Below are 20,029 nucleotides of genomic sequence, written 5' to 3' on the forward strand. Positions count from 1 at the left end.
TGTGATAACTACTGTAGAAGAAAAAGAATTAGAGCCTTACATTTTTTCGTTAACGACTAACCCGGAGTTAAAAAACCTTACAGCTGAGCAAATTTACTCGATTGCTTTAGAAATGGCTTCGCAAGTTAAAAAAGCAAAATCAAGCGTACCACTTGGGAAATCAATGATGAGTTTTAGGGTCAATATCGACACAGAACGAATAAAAGATATAAGTAAAATGATCAATGATCTCAAAGAGGAAATGAATATTGTATTCTTGAAAAATAACGGTCTTTAAGCACAGACATTAAACAGGCTTTTTTATTATGCCTTCATCGTCTTTTAGCTTTGTAGACGTTAAAGAACAAAGTCTAACCTATCGCCGCGTTGGGCGTAAAAAACGTATAGGAGGAAAATGAAATGAACAAAGAAGCATTACTTGAATTAGGTTTAACAGAAGAGCAAGCAGATAAGGTTGTAACAGGTTTTGGTCAAATGGTTCCTAAAAGCCGTCTTGATGACAAAATTCAAGAGGTTAAGGACTTACAAGGCCAAATTACAGATCGTGATAATCAGCTTGACGATTTAAGCAAGAAAGCAGCTGGCAATGAAGAATTACAGAAGCAAATTCAAACATTACAAGAGCAGAACCAAACGACGGTTGCTGACTATGAAGAAAAGTTAAAGCAAAAAGACTTCGATTTTACATTGTCAGAAGCATTACGTAATGCAAAAGCTAAGAACCCGAAAGCAGTTAAAGCTCTATTAGACGTGGAAGGCATCAAGCAAGATGGACAAACGCTTTTAGGCCTTGAAGATCAACTGAAGGCTTTGAAAGAATCAGATGCTTATTTATTTGAATCCGATAGTTTGAAGGGCAAAACACCACCAGCAGGCGGTCAACATTTACCAGGTGGCTACAATAAACCAAATCCGTTTGCGAAAGATACATTTAATTTAACAGAACAAGGGATTTTGCTACGTGACAATCCCGACTTATACAATCAATTGAAAGCCCAAACTGGGCAATAGGAGGAATTAATTTATGCCAATTACACGTATTGGAGATATCATTCAACCAGAGATTTTCACAAACTATGTCACTCAACGAACAATGGAATTATCAAATGTATTAAACAGCGGAATTGCAACAAATGACGCGGAATTCAACGCATTAGCAAGTGGTCCAAACACACTTGTCAACATGCCTTACTTCAATGATCTTACAGGTGATTCAGAAGTAATGTCGGATGACGGTTCTTTAACTCCAGGGAAAATCGGCACAAGCAAAGATGTTGCTCGTAAACAAGGGCGTGCAAAAGCGTGGGGAGCAAACGGCCTATCAGCATTGCTTTCAGGTGCTGATCCTATGGGAGCAATCGGAAATCTTGTGACAAACTATTGGGCTCGTGATCGTCAAAAAGTATTACTTTCAACACTAAAAGGCGTATTTTCTTCCTCATCAATGGCTAAGAAAATTCATGATATTTCTGGTGAAACGGATGCAGGTGCACTATTCACCGCTAATAGTTTCTTAGATGCAGTACAAATCATGGGGGATGCAAAAGACTCTTTAGCAGCTATTACAATGCACTCAGCCGTTGAAACATATCTTGCTAAACTTCAATTAATTGAGTATGTACAACCTGCAGGCCAACCAGTAAGAATCCCTTACTTTATGGGTAAACGTGTCATTGTGGATGATGGCATGCCTTATGATACTGCAACAGGCGTGGCAGAAACGTATATCTTTGGTCAAGGCGCATTGGCTTGGGGTAATGGTAAGCACCCGAATATTATTGAGACTGAAACAGATCGTGACACAATGGCTTCATCAGGTGAAGATTTCTTAATCAATCGTAATATCTTTATGCTCCATCCACGTGGGGTGAAATGGACTGAATCAGCAGTTGCAGGCGATTTCCCAACAAACACAGAATTAGCAACTGGCTCCAACTGGGAATTAGTTTATGAACCTAAAGCAGTTCGTATGGTTGATTTCAAGTTCAAAATTAAATAAGAGGGCGCTTAGGCGCTCTTTTGTTATGAAAGGGTGATTGTATGGGAGCTTATACATTTCGACGTGCTCGTGAGCGGTTAGCGGCTAAAAACCATTCATATGAGCAATTGAATGCCATGAAGATTTCTCAAATTAAAGGAATCTTAGATTCAAAACAGATTGATTACAAATCTAACGGCACTAAAAAAGAGTTAATATCTTATTTGGTAGAGATTCCAGAAGAGCAACCAGGTAGCGAAGTGAGTGATAATGATGGCGATGACTCTTGATGAATTGAAGATACGTATTAATGCCACTGCTGATGATCTTGTATTGCAAACAAAGCTTGATGATGCAATTGACTTTGTCTGTGGTTATCTACATCGTACATTCAACGATGAAAAGCCAATGCCCTTGAAAGTAAAAAGGATTGTAGCAAAGTATGTACAGTCTGAATTGACGCTCACAGATGGAATAAAATCTGAAAGCATAGACGGTTTATCACAGACGTTTGAAAGCAAAAGTGAACGTGAAAACGCCATAAAAGCTGAACTACGTTCTACTGGCTTAAGAAAGTTTGCGTGGTATCGTGGCTAGAATCAAAATCAAAGACAACAACAAAATACCACAGGCCATTAAAACGATTGAAAAAATCAATCGCAAAAAGGTAAAGGTCGGCTATTTTACAGGTGATTTTTACGATGGTAATGGTGAGCTTACTGTGAAAGGTTTAGCGGCAGTTCATGAGTTTGGTGTTCAGATTCAGGTTACACCGAAAATGAGATCCTTCTTGCATCATAAAGGACTGCACTTGAAAGATTCTACAACCCATATCACGATTCCAGAACGAAGCTTTGTACGAACCGGAGCGGATCAGTCTAGGTTTGCAGTTGTTCAAAAGACAGAAGAACTTATTAGGGATGCCATTACTGGGAACATACCTGTTGGGTTGCTCTATGAAATGATTGGGGAAGAAATGAGAGCAGAAATCCGTGAACATGCTATTGATTTACAGAATCCAGCCAATCATCCTTGGACTGTTGAAAATAAAGGCTCGTCAAATCCTCTTGTTGCTACAGGTAATATGATTGGGGCTATGGAGGTTGAAGTGAAATGATGTTCAATTTTGATAGATTGATAGCAAAGTATAGTTCTACTTTCACGGCTAAGATTACAACAGAGGGCTATTATGATGATGGTGGTAAGTACCATAAAGGCGAAACGAAAGAGGTTCCTTATACAGGCGCGGTAATGCCAATGACAGCGAAATCCGTTTATGCCAGCGGTGGTAAATACACTACGTCGGATGCAAAGCTTTATATGAAAACTCGGCTTAAGGAAGGCACGAAGATAACATACGATAATCATATGTACACTGTACAAGATGAAAAGTCGTATGAACGCTTTGGTGGCTTCTTTTATTATGTGCTAAAGGCGGTGGATAGCTTTGCTTGATATTGAGCCTATTCGTTTGGCCATCGTTAGAAACCTAGCGGTAACTACAGGAATCTTCACAATCATTGCTGAACAATCGAATGAACAACCGGCTTATCCGTTCATTGCTATTAAGTTCACTACACTTGGAAAACAGGTGGGGAGAGCGACACAGTACATGAAAGAGGATGGACAGCATACTGAGAGAGATATCGAAATGGTCTTGTCTGTTTCTTCTTTTAGTGAGGAAATGGATGAATCAATCAATAATGCTTATGCAGCATTTCAATTTTTCGAAGTAGATGGCATTCAAACGTTGCAAGAAGCTAATATTGCCGTCGTAAAGACAACAGAAATATCAAATAGAGATACGTTTATCTCCATCGAATATGAGCGTAGAACAGGGTTTGATGTTCGAATTAGAACTAGGGCTCACTCGATAAAAGAATTCGATTCCATCGATACAATAAATATCAATAATTAGGAGGAAGAACATGCCTTTAAAAGATGTTACCGTCACGATTAATATTCAAAAATCATCTAAGTTAACAGGCTTAGGTAAGCCGTTAATATTAGCGAAGTTCACTGGCGATTCAACCTATAAAAATTATGCTGATCCATTAGATGTTGCGAAGGACTTCGGCGCTGATACGGTGGTTCATAAGTTAGCTAAAGCACTAATCAACCAAGGAAACACAGCGCCATCCAAGATTGCTATTGCCACTTATAATCCTGCAGCCGAACCCGCTATGACTGCAGCCGATGCACTTAGAAAATTCTATGATGAGGATTGGTACTTTGTTGTTTCTGATACTCAGGTAGAAACAGAAGTGAAGGCTATTGCTGATGTAGTGGAAGGTAAAGGGGTCAAGTTACATGGAACAACTGTAACAGCTCTTGAAGCACTCACAACATTGAAAGGTTATAACTATGATCGTACCTTTGCTATGTTGCATACAACAGTCAATGAGTATGCTGCAGAAGGTTTGATTGGATCGGTTGGTTCCAGAGATGTTGGCTCAATTACGTGGAAGTTTAAATCAATCAACGGATTAACGCCACAGCAAGTGACAGAGGATGAATTGAAAGATATACACGCATTAAATGGTTTTGCCTACGTAACGAAATCTGGCATCCCTCAAACATCAGAGGGAAAAGTGTTGAGCGGTGAATATATCGATGTTATTCATTCGAAAGACTGGATTAAAATCAATATTGAAGAAGCAGTGCAGCAAGTCTTTGTGAAAAACGGCAAGATTTCATACACAGACGATGGTATCACGCTATTGGCAAATGCAGTTAAATCAATTCTAAAGGCAGCCTTTGATATGGGTATGATTGCTGAGGATTCAGAGGGCAGCCCTTTATATAGTGTCGCAACGGTTTCACGCGTTGATACACCATCCAGTGATCGTGAATCACGTGTATATAATGGCTTATCCTTTAACTTTGAATTAGCCGGAGCCATTCACGAAGCAAATATTGCGGGCGAAATTATGATCTAGTTAAAGACATTCATTTGAATGATTTTTATTTTGGAGAGAAAAGAGGGCATTAAATGGATATTAAAACTTATGATGCGAGAAAAGTGAATGTTGATGTAGGTGGAATTTCGCTAACTGGTTTCGGTGAAGATACAATGGTTGAATGTTCGCAAGATGACGATACAATGTCCGCCAAGAACGACGCTAAAGGGAATGTAGGTATCACAATCAATAACAAAACGATGGGAACAATTAAAGTCACTTTAATGCAAACATCTCCATCGGTCAATTACCTAGATAAGCTAGCGAAAAGCCGAAAAATTTTCCCTATTTGGGTAACGTCAAACAACGAAATTAAAGAGGTTGTTGGCGGAACTAAAGCTTTCGTCACAAAGCCTGCAGATAAATCTTTCGGTGCTGAGGTAGATGAACGACAATTCGAAATTCGAGTGACCGACTACACAGTAGAATAGGCGGTGAGGGGCTATATGCCCCTTTTCTTATGCATAAAACAGTGAAAAGACATTTACTACTCAAACAAAAAATGAAAAAACAGGAGGCTATTAAAATGGCTAAATACGGAGAAAAGAAAGTAATCACTTTTAAAGATAAAAAAGGCAAAGAGACTAAATTCAATCTTCAACATGTTGGTTTACAAGGATCATTCGAAATTCTCGACCGGACGAAGGATGCAAATGGCAATACAAGTATCACTGCCATGCATAGTGAGCTATTCGAACACGTTATCCGCACAGAGGACAATGAACAAGTAAGTTATGATTGGTTTGAAGAACAAGATTTTGGTTCAACAATGCTAAAAGAAGTCGTAAAGGAAGCAACAAAGTTCATATTTCAATAAGCCTAAATCAAATATGTTTTATAAAAAGCTGGCGAAAAGACGTTGGCTTTTTTGGCGAATAATAGTTGAGAATGTTGTAGATTATAAAACCGCAATGACAATGTCCCTCGATGAAATCATGGAAGCTAACGCAGCTCTCAATTATAAAATTGAGTTAAAAAATCAAGCGGCTAAGAACAAGAAAAAGTGAGGTGATATAAATGGCATTGCGTGATATAGACGTTGATATTGAGCTTGATGTCGATTATGGAGAACTCACCTATCTTAATGAGGAAATCGATGAGACATTACGGTTGTTGAAAGGTATTGACGATGATAATATCATTGATCTTACACGTGAGTTTAGACGGATGGGGCGTCAAGTAGACAACGCTACCCAAGATGTTCGGCAATTAAATCGGCAAGTTGAAACCTTATCGGATATCAATGTAGATGTTGATATGGAAGATCCCTTGGCCGATATTAAACGACTACAAATGCAAATTGAAGCACTTGACCGAGAAGATATCAATGTGGATATCGACATCAGAAACGCTGCAAGTGAACTAACAAAGCTCTATACCCAAATGAAGATGATTGATGGCAAAGATATCGATATTAATGTTGACGTTAATGGAGCCTTAAAAGAATTAGGTATCTTAAGGGCACAGCTAAACGCTTTTAAAGCCACAAATTCGATATCCCTGCCAAGTATGGGGATGGACTTACTATCGAATTTTAATCTTGTTGGATTGGCTAAAGCCGCCGGTATTATCGTAGCCCTACCTGTTTTACTTCCTATTGTTGCTACCTTAATCGGTGCTGTAGGAACGCTAGGGGTAGCGATAGGGGTTTTGGCAGGCGGCTTATTAGGCATAGCAAGTGCAGCTGTAATAGCAGGTGGAGGACTTCTTGCGTTTAGTAGCCTTGCGATCTCCTCTATTAGCGACTTATACGAAGAAGATGCCAAATTAACAACCGAACAAAAGCAGTTAAAACAGGAGACTGATAAGCTAGTCGGCTCATGGGGAGACTTAAAAGAATCGTTAAGTGATGAGGTATTCGATGTAGCATCTAGAGGGGTTAAGTCCTTAAATAAGCTTTTGGATATGTCTACTCCAATCTTAGAACATGCAGGCGATTCAGTTGCTAAGTTATTAGGTAGTTTCGATAAATCTTTAAAAACAAACGAAGTTAAAAGCTTCTTTAAGTATGTTGACAGTTCTATAGGTCCTTTAACAGAAAGTCTTGGCGGTGGGTTAGGGTATGCCTTGAAAGGTGTAGCAAATACCATAGTAGCTCTTGGTCCTTTGACGTCATGGATGGCAGATGGCTTTGAAGGTATGATGTCTAAATTCTCAGATTGGACAGCAGGCTTAAAAGGTTCAGAAGGTATGAAGACGTTTATTGACTATATTAAAGACAATTTACCTAAACTCGGTTCAATTCTTGGTGATGGATCAGTAGGTGTAGCAAAGTTTTTTGCTGCCTTTGATACAACTGCAGCGGATGGCCTTGATTGGCTGGTCGATAAAATGAAAGATTTCTCGAAGTGGGCTAGCGGATTAGACGAGAATAAGGACTTCCAAAAGTTTTTGGATTACATCAAAGGAAATGGTCCGGAAATTGCTAATATTATCGGTAATGTTTCGGAGTCTATAAGTAATTTAGTAGGCTCGCTATCTAAGGATGGTGGCAATAAGTTAGGCTTTTTATCAGATCTAAGTGATTTCGTCCTTAAGTTAGAAGATAATGGTTTCACTGACTTAGTCAAAAGTCTAATGACTTTTGATTTAAAAGGAGTTTATGGATCAATTGGAGAGATGACAAAAAATCTGCTTGGCGATATTGATATCACAGGCGCTATTTCAAATATTGATTGGTCTAGCTATATTAGTTCTATAAATTGGGCTAGTTTTATTCCTGGGCTTAGTTGGCTAGGGTTTGTGAAAAATATTGATTGGTCTAGTTTTGTTAAACATCTTAGTTGGGTGGACTTTATAAAATCGTTAACTTGGTCTACCTTTGTGAAGGGGCTATCTTGGTCATCTTTTGTCAAGATACTTAGTTGGGCTAGTTTCATTAAAAATCTCGGTTGGGGATCATTTATTAAACATTTAAATTGGTCTGGTTTTATAAAGAGTCTTACTTGGGGAGGTTTTGTTAAAGGGTTAACTTGGGCTTCGTTTATTCCTAAATTATCTTGGGGCAGCTTTGTAGGCGGAATAAAATCTCTCATAGGAGGATCTCGTGATGGTTCTCACGCTAATGGATTAGGCCGCGTTCCTTTCGATGGATATACAGCAGAACTTCACAAGAACGAAGCTGTACTGACTGCTCAACAATCAGATACACTTCGTTCTGCAGGAATGCTTCAAGGTGATGGGGCATACCCAACGCTTGATATGAACGCAGTTAGCAATTATGAGCCTTTAGCAGCGACTTCATCAAACACTACGACAACTAGCACTACATCAAGTAAAACTGTTGTTATCGAAGCACCTGTGACTATTCGTGTTGAAGGTGGAAAAGACGGAGAAAGCACAGCGAAGAACGTCAAAGATCAATTAGAAGAATACTTCGAGGATTTACAAGACATATTCACGGTTGTATTGGAGGGATAGTATGGCTAAAGCTAAAAAGTGCAAGCTCGGTAAAATGTACTTGTTTATCGAAAAAGAATCTTGGTTGGACGAAGCTAATATCCCTACCTATGCCGTAGAATATGGAATTGATATTTCAGATCATATTGAAGATAGACCAAACGAGGTTACTCTTACCGGAATCATTTACTCGGATAATAAACATACAATCGCCGAAAAGATAAAAGGCCTTAAGAAGTACAAGAATAATGGTATACGGCTTACTTATGTGGGAAGACGAACAGGTACAAACTTCTTAATTAGAAAGTTTAGCTATGACAGCGAAGTTTCAATCGCAAATGGTCATAGCTTTTCTTTATCTTTGCAAGAGGTTCGGATTGCTAAGAAATACAAAAAATCCAAAAAGAAAACCGCTAAAGGCAAATCAAACGGTGGACGTAAGCAAACGAATAATAGTAAGAGTAAAAAATATCATACTACCAGAAGCGGAGATACTTATTGGGTGTTAGCAAGAAAATACGGAACAACTTGGCAACAACTCTACAAATGGAACAAATATCCGCCAAAGCGAATACCAATAGGCGTTAAATTGAAGGTGAGATAATGGACAAGGAATATATTGAGATTGAGAAAGATCTTATCCCTTATGAATTCGAAATAGAGCTTGAAGAAGAAATATTCACCTTTGATGTTCGTTACAATGAAAATCATGATTTTTTTACGATTGATTTATATAAAGACGAAGAATTAATATGCGCAGGGGAAAAGTTAGTCTATGGTGTTCCCTTATGGGAAGACATAACGACGAGCGATTTCCCTGCACCTACCATTATTCCTCTTGATCCAAGTGGGAAGGAAAAGCGCGTTTCTTGGGATAACTTAAATACAACAGTTTTTCTTATTCTAGATAACCAAGGTGAAGAAGATGAGTGAATACTTTAAAAGGGTCATTAAAGTTAGAACACACAATACCACATGGACAAATGACAAGCTTCACATTGAGTTTGAAGTACCTTTTGATGATGACCATGAACCCAATCGAAGTACGATTCGAATATATAACCTCTCACACGACTCACGCGCTAAGTTTAAGAGAGGTAATAGATTGGTATTAAATGCAGGCTATGAAGGCGATGTAGGCGTTATATTGGATGGTGAAATCACTAGAGTGAGAAGTGAAAAAGTCGGCCCGGATAGGGCAACTATCATCAAGGTACTAGATACTCATGGGATTACTAGCAAAAAAACAATCAAGAAAACATACAAACAAAAGACAAATACATCTACAATCATTCGTGATCTAGCACATGCAATTGGGCTTAAACTAAAAGTGTTAGACCTACCAAGAGATAAAGTTCAAAAGAAGGGTTACAACGTCACTGGCAACGTTCTCGACGCAATCGAGAGACTAGCTGACGATTGCGGCGCTTCTTTTTATTTTTCAAAAGGTTACTTATATATCCGTGATATCCGAAAAGGTGATAACACAAAATTCACGCTAACATCGTCTACTGGTCTTATTGGTTCGCCTGACATATTCGAGAAAAGTTATCACGGAAAAACGGTAAAAGGATTTAGAGTAGATGCCTTGCTGCAACATAAAGTCTCTACTGCATCAATCCTCACACTAAAATGCCAGACTGTAGTCGGTAAATTTCGAGTAATTAGCGGTAAGCATGTGGCAAATAAAAGTGATTTTCAAACGCAATTTGATTGTATTTCAAGTAAGTAGGTGAAGTAATGGCAGCAGATACGAACTTCTTTAAAAACTTTCGGAATCAGATTTTATTCAGCATTAATACAGCTTTTCCGGCAAAGGTATTAGCATTCGATGAATCGTCTTTAGAAGCGAAAATACAGCCTTTATTTAAAGTGAAGGAAGTTGGAGAAGAACCAGAGACGGTTCCAGTAATCGAGGGAGTGCCCGCCTTAAAACATGAATTTAGTGTGGAAGGTGGTCCTGTTCAATCATACGATCCGGTTTTAAAAGTTGGAAAGATTGTCCTTTGTGTATGTGCTCAACGTTCTTTAGATGATGCATTTGAAGGTAAACCATACTATGCCGGTAAATCACGTATTTTGGACATACAAGATGCTGTAATCGTGGGGGTGCTACGGTGAGAGATATAGCAATCGTAAACGGGGATATCTCTTTTGAAAAAGGGTTTGTCACAGGTTCAGAGGAAGTTTCTCAATCCATCGTAATTGAATTGGGTTCACAACTGGAAGAGTTATTCCTTGATGAAGATTATGGCTTTGATATGTCAGTGCTACAGGATAAACCAGATGATGATGAAATTATTGCAGAAGTAGGTAGGGTCATTGCCAATGAAGAACGTGTTGAACTTGTTGGTGAAGTATTAGTCAATCAAGACCGTAAAGAGCGAGTTGCTTATGTGCAATTTAAAGTACAACTAAAAGAAACAAATGAAGAACTAGAATTGGATGTGAGTCTAGGTGGCACTGACGAGTAAGGGCTATAAACGAGAATCATATGAAGATATTCTTGAACGCTTAGATGTAAAAGCAAAAGAGTTATTCGGGCAAGATGCCAATACAGGTGCACGATCAGCGTTAGGTATTTTATTAAGAATAATGGCATTTGTATTAGCACTTGTATGGCAAGACAATGAAAATGTTTATTATTCTGGATTTCGAAAGACAGCGGAGGGGAGGCAGCTCGATGCATTATTGCCATATGCAGGGATAACGAGGAACCCAGCTACATATGCAGATGGACCTGTAGTTTTCAGCGGTGCGCCAGGTACACCTATAGAGATGGGTTTCACGGTTGGCAAGGAAAATGAAACGCTTTATTACACTTTAGAAGATGCAGTAATAGGTCCAGATGGGATGGTTTCAGTAGATGTTATATGCCAAGTAAGCGGAGCTATTGGTAATGCCGATGCCGGCCAAATCAATCAAATTATAAATCCTATTGATGGACTAGAGGGGGTTACCAACCCAATTGCCTTTACAAACGGTAAAGAACAAGAGACAGATCAAGAAGTAAGAGAACGTGCTGACACAACAGTTGAAGGATTGGGGAGCGGTACCACGGCATCTATTAGGACGGAGCTTCTGGAAGTTTCAGGGGTACGCGCTGCTTATGTTGATGAGAACTATAATGATGAAGCGAATATATATGGTACGCCATCTAGGGCAATTCAAGCGTTTGTGTTGGGGGGAAGTGATGAAGATGTGGCCCAAGCTGTATTCAAAAAGAAGGCAGGCGGCATTAAGCCATTCGGTCAGACTTTTGTAACGATATTAGATGACGCAGAACAGCCTCACCAAGTGGGATTAACGCGCGCTCAAACGGTTCAAATATATGCAAAGGTCACTCTTAAAACAAATAATAGCTTTGAATCAGACGGTCAAAACCAAGTAATCAAAGCAATTGTTCAATATATTGGCGGAACAGATGCAGAAAGCAATACCTATATTGGCTTGAATATGGGCGAAGATGTTATCTTATCTAAGCTTATAGCAAAGCTTTATGGCGTGAATGGTATTGATGATGTAGATGTGCAATTATCAGTTGATGGTTCGCAATTCAATGCGAGTAATGTTGAAATCCAACTGCAGCAAGTCGCTCAAATAACAGCTGCTAACATTGAGGTGATCTAATGTATAGCACAAAGGAAATCATTTCTCTTTTCACCGATTACTTTAAGAAAAATGAAGATTCCAATTTATATAAGCTTATTTCTTTGTTTTCAGGTGAGTTAGGAAGAATCAAAGAAACAAATAGATTGATATTAGAATGGCGAGACATCGACAAGGCCCAAGGAAAGGCACTCGATTTAATTGGCGAAAACATCAATCAAAGTCGTGGTGTAGCGACTGATGAAGTATATCGGATTCTATTAAAGTCGAAGATTGCTAGAAACCTATCTGATGGCACAATCAATACAATTATCAAAGTAATTGCTATTGCCCTTTCAACTGATAAAAAGAACATCAAAATAGTGGAAGGTTGGACAGATGAAGATAATCCTATACAGGCATCAATTAAATTAATTGAGATGCCTTTAGAAGCAATTAATAGAGCTGGGCTAGATCCCGCAAACTTCGTGCGTATTATTCAAAAGACTGTTGCAGCTGGTGTAAAAGTTCAAAGCATCGAGTTAAATGGAACATTTGAATTTGGCGATACATCTTTATCCATTGATAATTCAAAGGGCTTTGCAGATATTGAAAGTGATATAGGGGGTTATTTTGGCGCTACATTCAATCCAGAGAAGCAACAGGATCTACCTATATAAGGAGGAGTATAAGTGGCATTTACGAGACAGTTACCAGAATGGCATGCGCTTGGTGTTGAGCCGCCTCAAAGTTTAAAAGAAGGTGGTTGGAAAGCAGGTGTAAAGCCCCCTGCTGATTATTTCAACTGGCTACAAAACAAAGCTTTTAGAGCAATAGAAGAGCTGCAATTAAAAGCCGGAGAAGTAAAAACAATTAACGGCCAGTCACCAGATGAAAAAGGAAATATAACGATAAGTGTAGATACAACATACTTGGCAACAAAAGAAGAGCTTAAGGTCAAATATTCTAAACCAACAACCGGTATTCCTAAAAGTGACTTAGCTAGTGGTGTTCAAACTTCTTTAAGTAAGGCCGATGGTTCAGCTAAACAAACAGATTTTGAAGCTTTAGACAAAAAAGTTAGTGAACATCAGGCGGAAGATGCGACTAACGAAAAGAAGGGGCATGTGCAGTTAGTTGATGATGTTAATGGTAATTCAACATCTTTAGTACCTTCTCAAAATGCTGTTCGCAAAAAGGTAGAACAGACAGAATATAAAATTAATAAAAGTGGTAAGGACTCAAATGGAATTTTTACCACAGTTCAATACACACGTAAATCAAATAATACATTAGCCGTAAAATCTGTTTTAAGCGGTGGCACAACTCCAAAATATACAACTCGCACAGTAACTTATTATGGTATCGATGGAACAACTGTTGAAAGTACGGTTACTAAAACGTTGTCTTATGATACAGATGGCGATTTAGTAGGTGAGGTGTAATTATGTTTGATATTAGAGATCATGGAGGTCCATATGGATCAGGTAAATACCGAAAAGGGAGTGTTATTCCAATAGCTGAATTAGGAATAGCGGACCCCCCATCGTATAACATTTATACAGTTCCATACAATCCTGGGCATTTAAATAACTGGTTATATGATTTTATATATATACCATCTATTAAAAGATTAATTGTGTGTTGGAAAACATATACTAGCGGGACATACTTCCTATTAAGAACATACACATTGGCTAATGCTTCGGCTAATTCTAATATTCTTAAAGACTCAGATATGCAAGGTAGTTATACAGACACTTCAAATTCATTTTCTAATAGTTCTCTTATGGATTTGCAAAATGGTAACATATTATTCTTTGTAGGTGGTAAATGGTATATACGTGCTCGAGATACTTTAAATGCCGTCGCTAATGGTACTATGCTATGGGATAATAACCAGGGTATCATACAGTTAACTAAATGGGGTAATTTTGTAGTTGGTGCGGCTTTACAAAATGTTACAACTATAAACTTATCGACCAATGTAACTAAACAAATGAGTAATATGTTCGTTCAATTTGGTCCAAAAACGGCTTTCGCAGACACTAATGGGTTGGTATATGCTATCGAATCTGATGGTCAAATGATATCTTACTATTTATCATATTGGCAACTAAATGCTGCAGGCGATACATTAACTAAAATATCTCATAGATTATATGAAGATACCGCTAGTAGACAAGATTTTAGTAATACGAGATTGGATTTAGCTGCAAATTTAAACGGTTCTATATACGCTCCTTCTGGTACAAAATTAATAAGAATCGATGGGGCAACTTTAACGAGCTCAAATGATCCAGGGATAGGGTATATATACAAAATAGAACCAATAAATTCATCAACATGTATTCTTTATTCATACATTCAGAATGCCGATTATACAAGAACTTATAAAATGTCGGTTTATAATTTCCAAACTAATACTGTTGTTAGCACAACTAATGCTCCTAATATGACTAATGCTAAACCGATTAATTCATATTCTAAAGTGTATGGTAATCCAGATTTAGGAACAACTATGGGGGCAATACAAACCTTAATAACAGGAGTACAAATACAATAATTGGAGGAATAAATAATGGTTTATATTGAAATTAATAATGGGGTTGTAACATTTGTTCATAATATACCTTTCGACAAACAAAACGGACTTGGTAAAACAAAAGAGGAGTTGGAAGAAACCGGATTCTTGTTAGACAGTATTCCAGATGCAACACCTCAAGCAGGTCAAGATTTTATAATGAAATTTGATGGTACTAATGTATTTTATGAGTATCATGATGCACCACTCACAACAAATGAAGAAGTTGAATCACTCAAAGCACAAAATGCTCAAATGCTATTAGCACTAGTTGAAGGAGGTTTGATGTAATATGGATTGGTTCAAAACAATTTCAGACTTTTATAAATCAGGTTTTTATACTGATAATCAAGTTAAAGTATTTGTTGTTAAAGGGAAAATTACAACAGAACAGTTTCAACAAATAACTAATCAAACATATGCAGCTTAATGAACAATTGGAAGATGATACGACATAAACGCTGTTAAACGACTAGCGTTATTTTTATTGCCAAAAACAACCACAAATATAATAAAGGTACTTTCTCCTTTTTTGTCGAATTAAGTAGATAGATGGGAGTGGATGATATGGATGATATGTTAAAAGAATTTGATAAGATAGATATTCTTGCTCAAGGTGAAAAACGTATATTTAAGACTCAAGGAAATTTTGGCGTTAGAGAAAATTCAATTGAAATTAACTTTAGTAAACGAGATGACGCATATAAACATTTCATAAAATTGCATATGAATCACTATATTATTACAAGTTTGCTAATATCAAAAGGTGATGAAACCAGTGACATGGAAAATTATAAAACTATTTTTATTACAGACTCGGATAAAAAGGTTATGTTAATAAAACAGCAAGTTCAATAGGAGATTGCTGTTTCAATACCTTCCACAATCATTGTGGAGGGTATTTTTATTGCCGAAAGATAAAATGTCAGAAGGGGCTAATTCCATGTTTAAGACATTAGAGGAAGATGATACGACATAAACGCAGTCAAGCGTTATTTTTGATGAAAGAGGGGATAATTGTTAAAGGGTAATATCCATTTCTTTTGAATTTTATCAGTATAGAGAGGGAGTGAGCCGTGTTAAGGGAATTTGATAAAATAAAAATCTTTACAAAAAATAATTCTTTTGAATTTCAATCTAAAGGAATAGTTGAAGAAAAAGTAAAAAGCAATTTAACTGACCTTGAATTGGATTTTTATTTTAAGGATGCAGCAATAGAATGGTTTATAGATGCTTATAGAAATAGTAGAGAATTTATATGTATAATGGTTTCAAAAGGTGATGAATTTTATATTTCACAAGTGAGAAAAGTAGAGGTAATTATTGAAAATTTGGTTATTTTAATTAATTAAAACACATTCTGTTGAATTTTTTTTTATACTTCCTCCAACCCGCATAGAGGATATGTAGGTTTTATCTAAATTAACAAAAAAATATTAAAGGTTAATTCTTCGATTTGTCGAATTTAGGTAAATAGGGGGCGTTTTTTATGAATAAATTAGAACTATCTAAACGGTTGAAGAAAGTGAAAGGAAACTCACTTTTAATTCAATTTTGCACCAAAAGTAAAGCTGATTTAACTTATCAATCAGCAGAAAAGCTGAAAGATGAGGGAGAAGCAAACATAGGAACTTTGATTAGACGTGACGACTTTTCGATTTATATTCAAGCGAATATGAAGTAGAGTAAGCCCTCCACAATAGTGGAGGGCTTTTATTATACGAAAATTGAGCCTTTTTACGGTTCTTTTATTTTGGGGAAATGAGGAGAAGAAATGGAACAAATTCTAAAAACAGTTCTTTCAATTGTTGGTGGTGTTACTTCCTATTTTTTAGGAGGGTGGAGCGTGTTACTTACAACTTTATTGTTACTAAATGTATTCGACTATATTACTGGAATGGCTGCCAATTGGGGACAATTATCTAGTAAACGTGGTTATCAAGGAATTATAAAAAAGGGCGTTATGTGGGTTTGGATTGTGGTAGCCAACCTCTTATATATGGTTTTAGGACAAGAGGGATTTAACCTGTCCGAAGTTATTCCAGATGGGGTAGTTATTCTATTCATTCTGAACGAAATTACAAGCCTAGGAGAAAATAGCATTAAGTTAGGTATCAATGTACCAGAACCAATCCAAAAAGCACTTGCAGTTATGAAAGGGGATAAATAATTATGGGTAAAATTGTAGACATTTCAAAATGGCAAGATAAAGTAGATTACAAAGCATTTGCGACAGAGACGGACTTGGCTATCTTACGAGTGCAAGATGGATCAACAATAAAAGATATGGTATATCAAACACATACCGCAGGATGTGAACAATATAAAGTTCCATACGGTGTGTATGCCTTCACACGCTTTACATCAGTTGAAGATGCCAAGGTAGAAGCAAGAGACTTTTATAGTCGTGCTACAGTTGGCGGACGAAAACCGTTGTTTTTTGTTGCTGATGTTGAGGTTAAAACAATGGGCGACATGAGAGCAGGAACTAATGCTTTTATTGCAGAATTGCGCCGCCTTGGAGCCAAAAAGGTGGGTATTTACGTAGCTCATCATCTATATAATACATTCAACTTAGACTATTCTAAAGCTGATTTTGTATGGATTCCTCGCTATGCAAATGATGGTGTTTCTGTAATTAAACCTAATTATCCTTGTGATTTACACCAATATACGGATAAAGGAAAAATTGCAGGCATTACTGGTAATGTTGATTTAAACCGTTTAAATGGCACAAAATCTTTAGATTGGTTTCTTGGCAAAGAAGATGTGAAGGCAGTTTCAAAGCCAGTTAACCAAGGTTATTACAAAAAGAAATATGACAGATTAGTTTCTCTAACAGACGTCGGCGTGTATGAAGATAAAGAGTTTAAGAAAGAGCTGAAACGTCATAAGAAAGGCACTAAACTAGATATTATCGACATTGCTCATTCAAAGAATGGTACACCTAGATTTATTACTTGCGGTGGCTACGTCACTGCAAACCGTGAGTATGTAAAAGCCTATACCGTTAAGTAATACCAAATTTATTATAAACAAGACCAGGGTTCGATTAATTTATGAACACCTGGTCTTTTTTTATTCATCTTACAATTCCTTTTCACGTGCTTCAATCCACGTTTTTACTTCGTTTAAATCCTCTAAACTACAATACTTATTGATATATGTTTTAGCAGCACTCTTTGCGGATTGTTTACGTGTTTTTTCTCGATTCTTTTCACGGTACGCTTGGGTAGCACGCTTTTGTGCTTCCGATGTTTTATTTTCAGACATTATTTAATCACCTCTTTTTCATGAAATAAAGAACAATATTTACAATCACTAATATTAAACATATTGAATAAATAATAATCATTGAGTAATCAAAAGCACTTGGATTTTTCCAGTTAACCATATCAGTTAAGATGTAATAAGCAAACGCTAAAGCTACGACATATCCTATATTTTTCATAATGAAAGGGATATGATAAGATTAGGGAGAAGGAGGGGCTAACCTCCTTCTGTAGATTGTTAGCGACGTTTTCCTTTGCGAGAGGGGCGTCGCTTTTGTTTTTTTTTACTTTTCATATCGCTTATATTTTTCGCTGAACTTGTAAGCAAGTTTAGGATTGTTGCGATAGCTACTAAGTAAGCTAAAATCTTATCATAATCCACTTTGTTCACCTCCTTTCTATAATTTTATTGTATACCATGGTATATAATAAATCAATACCTCAATTCAAATTATTTTATTTTCTAACATATTTAAAAATATTAAAACCTTTTTTCTACATGGAAAAAGGACTTTTTAGTATTACTATAATTTCTTATATTTTCATACCGTTTCTTATTATTTCATATTATTTCTTTTCATTTCTTTTTTTTATGTTTTTTCGTATAATGGGTAGAAGTAATACAATAGTACATGTAATTTTGTATTACTGAGGATTTAAATACATATTTAAGAAGGGGGTACCTCTTGTGAAGAAAAATAAAGATGGTAAATATAGCGCTTCAAATGTTGCAGCTTATATTATTAGTTCTTTTAACGAAAAGAGAGAAACCTTAGATCACCTGAAACTACAAAAATTATTGTATTTTGTTGCAGTGAAGTGGATCGGTGAGTTTGGCGTATACCCATACGTACAACCAACCGAGAAATGGAAATTAGGTCCAGTAATTAGAGCTATATATGGAGAGTACCGTTCGAATGGTTCAGGAAGTATAACTAAACCTGCAACAACCCTTCGCATGGAAAATGGGAAAATCACACTTGAAGAAGCTAAACTGGCAAAATTTAATGAAAAGGAAAAAGACTTGGTCGATCAAGTACTTTTTGAGTATGGTAAAAGAAATTCATTTGAATTGGTGGATTTAACCCATTCTCACACCCCATGGTTAAAAGAAGAAAGAACCATAAATAAAAATAATGGTAATTTATTGGAATATTCCTATGATGATTTCAAAGAAGTCTTAAATGAACTATAAAAGAAGGTTATAACTAATGCTGCCGTTAGAACAAGGGGAAGAGATAAATGGTTTAATTAAAAATAACTTCAAAGAGTCATTAAGTAAAATGATAATTTATAACGATGAGATTAATGAGGACTTAATGGAAATATTTGAAGTTTGGAAGACTGTTTTCTTAAGTAAAACTAGAATTTACTCAGTTATAAGTCAAGAGTTATTTAATACGAATTTTCTTGAAATAGATCAACACGATGAAAATCTGACAACTATCCAAAGGAATATTATGTTGTTAAGAACTGTTCAATTTCACCCAGAAGAGCAAAAGGATGACTGGGAGAGTTTTTTATTTAAAATTGACGACCATATTGAACTTGTACGTGTACAAGTATATAAAATTTATGAAAGTGTTCGGATAGCCGAAGGTTCTGTAGATATATTTCAAAGATCGTTAGAGCTTATTAATGAAGAACAGGATTCTAAGTATAAAATTTTAAAGAAAAAAACAGAAAAACAAGCAAATGTGGCAAAAAATATTCAAAAAGACTTTATTGCTATATTAGGTGTTTTTGCTTCAATCTTAGTGGCTGCATTCGGTGGACTGTCAGCATTGACTAGTATTTTTAATAATATAAATCATGTTTCTACTGGTAAACTATTATTTTTCGGAGCTTTTTTAGTTTTAGCCATTCTTATGATTATATTTTTATTATTAAATGGGATATCTAAATTATCTGCGCTTACTCTTAAAAGTTGCGGATGTGGTCCAGATGATATATGTGAATGTGGAATTGCTAGAAAACATCCTACCTTATATCTCTTATCTGTATTCCTAATTATAGTGGCATTTTTAGGCGCTTCTGATTATATTATTGATTATCACAGGTTATTCAGTAAAATGGGTGATGTAACAGCATTTATTATTGTGATTTCAATTGCTTTTTTGATAGCTATTTGTAGTTTTGTATATTTTCATGACACAAGAAAAAGACCCAAGCATTCTTAGGCCATTACAACCAGAGCATTAGGGTCTTTTTTTATTTGCTTGAAAAAAGAACAAACGTTCCTTATAAT

The 20,029-nt window shown here is 36.4% G+C and carries 32 protein-coding genes; 30 read left to right on the forward strand and 2 right to left on the reverse strand.

What is annotated here, in order from left to right; translation table 11 throughout:
* Nucleotide 1: 1 nt before the first annotated feature.
* From M2M59_RS03975 to M2M59_RS04110, 28 genes are all read left to right on the forward strand, one after another.
* Nucleotides 2-277 (forward strand): hypothetical protein, encoded by a 276-nt coding sequence (locus M2M59_RS03975; RefSeq protein ID WP_249775587.1) that lies wholly within the window; start codon nucleotides 2-4, stop codon nucleotides 275-277.
* A 122-nt stretch (nucleotides 278-399) separates the two neighbouring features.
* The gene (locus tag M2M59_RS03980; RefSeq protein ID WP_249775588.1) at nucleotides 400-1,011 is read left to right on the forward strand and encodes a phage scaffolding protein; all 612 of its coding nucleotides are present in this window, start codon (nucleotides 400-402) and stop codon (nucleotides 1,009-1,011) included.
* Between the two features lie 13 nt (nucleotides 1,012-1,024).
* On the forward strand, nucleotides 1,025-1,999 hold the full coding sequence (locus M2M59_RS03985; protein ID WP_249775589.1) for a major capsid protein: 975 nt from the start codon (nucleotides 1,025-1,027) through the stop codon (nucleotides 1,997-1,999).
* A 41-nt stretch (nucleotides 2,000-2,040) separates the two neighbouring features.
* Nucleotides 2,041-2,268 carry a hypothetical protein gene (locus M2M59_RS03990; protein WP_066790773.1) on the forward strand — a complete coding sequence of 76 codons (228 nt, stop codon included), beginning with the start codon at nucleotides 2,041-2,043 and terminating at the stop codon, nucleotides 2,266-2,268.
* A complete protein-coding gene (locus M2M59_RS03995; protein WP_249775590.1) occupies nucleotides 2,252-2,575 on the forward strand; it encodes a phage head-tail connector protein in 324 nt (107 codons plus the stop codon). The genes M2M59_RS03990 and M2M59_RS03995 overlap by 17 nt, the downstream gene beginning before the upstream one ends.
* Nucleotides 2,568-3,095 (forward strand): hypothetical protein, encoded by a 528-nt coding sequence (locus tag M2M59_RS04000; protein WP_249775591.1) that lies wholly within the window; start codon nucleotides 2,568-2,570, stop codon nucleotides 3,093-3,095. Before M2M59_RS03995 ends, M2M59_RS04000 begins: the two co-directional genes overlap by 8 nt.
* Nucleotides 3,092-3,433, forward strand: coding sequence for a hypothetical protein (locus M2M59_RS04005; protein ID WP_249775592.1), 342 nt, complete (start codon nucleotides 3,092-3,094; stop codon nucleotides 3,431-3,433). The genes M2M59_RS04000 and M2M59_RS04005 overlap by 4 nt, the downstream gene beginning before the upstream one ends.
* Nucleotides 3,426-3,896: a phage neck terminator protein gene (locus tag M2M59_RS04010; RefSeq protein WP_249775593.1), complete on the forward strand. Its 471-nt coding sequence runs from the start codon at nucleotides 3,426-3,428 to the stop codon at nucleotides 3,894-3,896. The genes M2M59_RS04005 and M2M59_RS04010 overlap by 8 nt, the downstream gene beginning before the upstream one ends.
* A gap of 10 nt (nucleotides 3,897-3,906) precedes the next feature.
* The gene (locus M2M59_RS04015; RefSeq protein ID WP_249775594.1) at nucleotides 3,907-4,917 is read left to right on the forward strand and encodes a DUF3383 family protein; all 1,011 of its coding nucleotides are present in this window, start codon (nucleotides 3,907-3,909) and stop codon (nucleotides 4,915-4,917) included.
* Between the two features lie 53 nt (nucleotides 4,918-4,970).
* A complete protein-coding gene (locus M2M59_RS04020) occupies nucleotides 4,971-5,369 on the forward strand; it encodes a phage structural protein (RefSeq protein WP_150283792.1) in 399 nt (132 codons plus the stop codon).
* 95 nt (nucleotides 5,370-5,464) lie between these two features.
* A complete protein-coding gene (locus M2M59_RS04025; protein ID WP_150283793.1) occupies nucleotides 5,465-5,755 on the forward strand; it encodes a hypothetical protein in 291 nt (96 codons plus the stop codon).
* Nucleotides 5,756-5,955: 200 nt separating this feature from the next.
* Entirely contained in the window at nucleotides 5,956-8,358 is a 2,403-nt protein-coding gene (locus M2M59_RS04030; protein ID WP_249775595.1) for a hypothetical protein, read from the forward strand.
* A 1-nt stretch (nucleotide 8,359) separates the two neighbouring features.
* Entirely contained in the window at nucleotides 8,360-8,941 is a 582-nt protein-coding gene (locus M2M59_RS04035; RefSeq protein WP_249775596.1) for a LysM peptidoglycan-binding domain-containing protein, read from the forward strand.
* The gene (locus M2M59_RS04040) at nucleotides 8,941-9,270 is read left to right on the forward strand and encodes a phage baseplate plug family protein (RefSeq protein ID WP_150283796.1); all 330 of its coding nucleotides are present in this window, start codon (nucleotides 8,941-8,943) and stop codon (nucleotides 9,268-9,270) included. The genes M2M59_RS04035 and M2M59_RS04040 overlap by 1 nt, the downstream gene beginning before the upstream one ends.
* Nucleotides 9,263-10,069 carry a phage protein gene (locus M2M59_RS04045; RefSeq protein ID WP_249775597.1) on the forward strand — a complete coding sequence of 269 codons (807 nt, stop codon included), beginning with the start codon at nucleotides 9,263-9,265 and terminating at the stop codon, nucleotides 10,067-10,069. The genes M2M59_RS04040 and M2M59_RS04045 overlap by 8 nt, the downstream gene beginning before the upstream one ends.
* An 8-nt stretch (nucleotides 10,070-10,077) precedes the next feature.
* Nucleotides 10,078-10,458, forward strand: a complete 381-nt coding sequence (locus M2M59_RS04050) for a Gp138 family membrane-puncturing spike protein (protein WP_249775598.1) — start codon at nucleotides 10,078-10,080, stop codon at nucleotides 10,456-10,458.
* Nucleotides 10,455-10,811 (forward strand): contractile injection system sheath initiator, encoded by a 357-nt coding sequence (locus M2M59_RS04055; RefSeq protein WP_249775599.1) that lies wholly within the window; start codon nucleotides 10,455-10,457, stop codon nucleotides 10,809-10,811. The genes M2M59_RS04050 and M2M59_RS04055 overlap by 4 nt, the downstream gene beginning before the upstream one ends.
* Nucleotides 10,795-11,967: a baseplate J/gp47 family protein gene (locus M2M59_RS04060; RefSeq protein ID WP_249775600.1), complete on the forward strand. Its 1,173-nt coding sequence runs from the start codon at nucleotides 10,795-10,797 to the stop codon at nucleotides 11,965-11,967. Before M2M59_RS04055 ends, M2M59_RS04060 begins: the two co-directional genes overlap by 17 nt.
* Nucleotides 11,967-12,605: a DUF2612 domain-containing protein gene (locus tag M2M59_RS04065; RefSeq protein ID WP_249775601.1), complete on the forward strand. Its 639-nt coding sequence runs from the start codon at nucleotides 11,967-11,969 to the stop codon at nucleotides 12,603-12,605. The genes M2M59_RS04060 and M2M59_RS04065 overlap by 1 nt, the downstream gene beginning before the upstream one ends.
* 12 nt (nucleotides 12,606-12,617) lie before the next feature.
* On the forward strand, nucleotides 12,618-13,370 hold the full coding sequence (locus M2M59_RS04070; RefSeq protein WP_249775602.1) for a hypothetical protein: 753 nt from the start codon (nucleotides 12,618-12,620) through the stop codon (nucleotides 13,368-13,370).
* A gap of 2 nt (nucleotides 13,371-13,372) precedes the next feature.
* Entirely contained in the window at nucleotides 13,373-14,491 is a 1,119-nt protein-coding gene (locus M2M59_RS04075; protein WP_249775603.1) for a hypothetical protein, read from the forward strand.
* A 15-nt stretch (nucleotides 14,492-14,506) separates the two neighbouring features.
* Nucleotides 14,507-14,800 carry a hypothetical protein gene (locus M2M59_RS04080; protein WP_249775604.1) on the forward strand — a complete coding sequence of 98 codons (294 nt, stop codon included), beginning with the start codon at nucleotides 14,507-14,509 and terminating at the stop codon, nucleotides 14,798-14,800.
* Between the two features lies 1 nt (nucleotide 14,801).
* Nucleotides 14,802-14,939, forward strand: coding sequence for an XkdX family protein (locus M2M59_RS04085; RefSeq protein WP_249775605.1), 138 nt, complete (start codon nucleotides 14,802-14,804; stop codon nucleotides 14,937-14,939).
* 137 nt (nucleotides 14,940-15,076) lie between these two features.
* On the forward strand, nucleotides 15,077-15,367 hold the full coding sequence (locus M2M59_RS04090; protein WP_249775606.1) for a hypothetical protein: 291 nt from the start codon (nucleotides 15,077-15,079) through the stop codon (nucleotides 15,365-15,367).
* Nucleotides 15,368-15,585: 218 nt separating this feature from the next.
* Entirely contained in the window at nucleotides 15,586-15,861 is a 276-nt protein-coding gene (locus M2M59_RS04095) for a hypothetical protein (RefSeq protein ID WP_249775607.1), read from the forward strand.
* Between the two features lie 137 nt (nucleotides 15,862-15,998).
* A complete protein-coding gene (locus M2M59_RS04100; protein WP_249775608.1) occupies nucleotides 15,999-16,193 on the forward strand; it encodes a hypothetical protein in 195 nt (64 codons plus the stop codon).
* 90 nt (nucleotides 16,194-16,283) lie between these two features.
* Entirely contained in the window at nucleotides 16,284-16,679 is a 396-nt protein-coding gene (locus M2M59_RS04105; protein WP_150283807.1) for a phage holin family protein, read from the forward strand.
* Between the two features lie 2 nt (nucleotides 16,680-16,681).
* Nucleotides 16,682-17,527 carry a GH25 family lysozyme gene (locus tag M2M59_RS04110; protein WP_249775609.1) on the forward strand — a complete coding sequence of 282 codons (846 nt, stop codon included), beginning with the start codon at nucleotides 16,682-16,684 and terminating at the stop codon, nucleotides 17,525-17,527.
* A 69-nt stretch (nucleotides 17,528-17,596) separates the two neighbouring features.
* Here M2M59_RS04110 and M2M59_RS04115 read toward each other — a convergent pair whose 3' ends face one another.
* Together M2M59_RS04115 and M2M59_RS04120 are read right to left on the reverse strand one after the other, a co-directional pair.
* Complete coding sequence (locus tag M2M59_RS04115; RefSeq protein ID WP_066790733.1) at nucleotides 17,597-17,782, reverse strand: hypothetical protein; 186 nt, start codon at nucleotides 17,780-17,782, stop codon at nucleotides 17,597-17,599.
* 237 nt (nucleotides 17,783-18,019) lie between these two features.
* On the reverse strand, nucleotides 18,020-18,163 hold the full coding sequence (locus M2M59_RS04120) for a hypothetical protein (RefSeq protein WP_249775610.1): 144 nt from the start codon (nucleotides 18,161-18,163) through the stop codon (nucleotides 18,020-18,022).
* A gap of 306 nt (nucleotides 18,164-18,469) precedes the next feature.
* Here M2M59_RS04120 and M2M59_RS04125 point away from each other — a divergent pair, with 306 nt between their 5' ends.
* Both M2M59_RS04125 and M2M59_RS04130 read left to right on the forward strand, forming a co-directional pair.
* Nucleotides 18,470-18,976, forward strand: coding sequence for a Panacea domain-containing protein (locus M2M59_RS04125; RefSeq protein WP_249775611.1), 507 nt, complete (start codon nucleotides 18,470-18,472; stop codon nucleotides 18,974-18,976).
* A gap of 16 nt (nucleotides 18,977-18,992) precedes the next feature.
* A complete protein-coding gene (locus M2M59_RS04130) occupies nucleotides 18,993-19,961 on the forward strand; it encodes a hypothetical protein (RefSeq protein ID WP_249775612.1) in 969 nt (322 codons plus the stop codon).
* Nucleotides 19,962-20,029 lie beyond the last annotated feature (68 nt).

The organism is Rummeliibacillus sp. G93 (assembly GCF_023515935.1).
GTDB classification, from domain to species: domain Bacteria; phylum Bacillota; class Bacilli; order Bacillales_A; family Planococcaceae; genus Rummeliibacillus; species Rummeliibacillus stabekisii.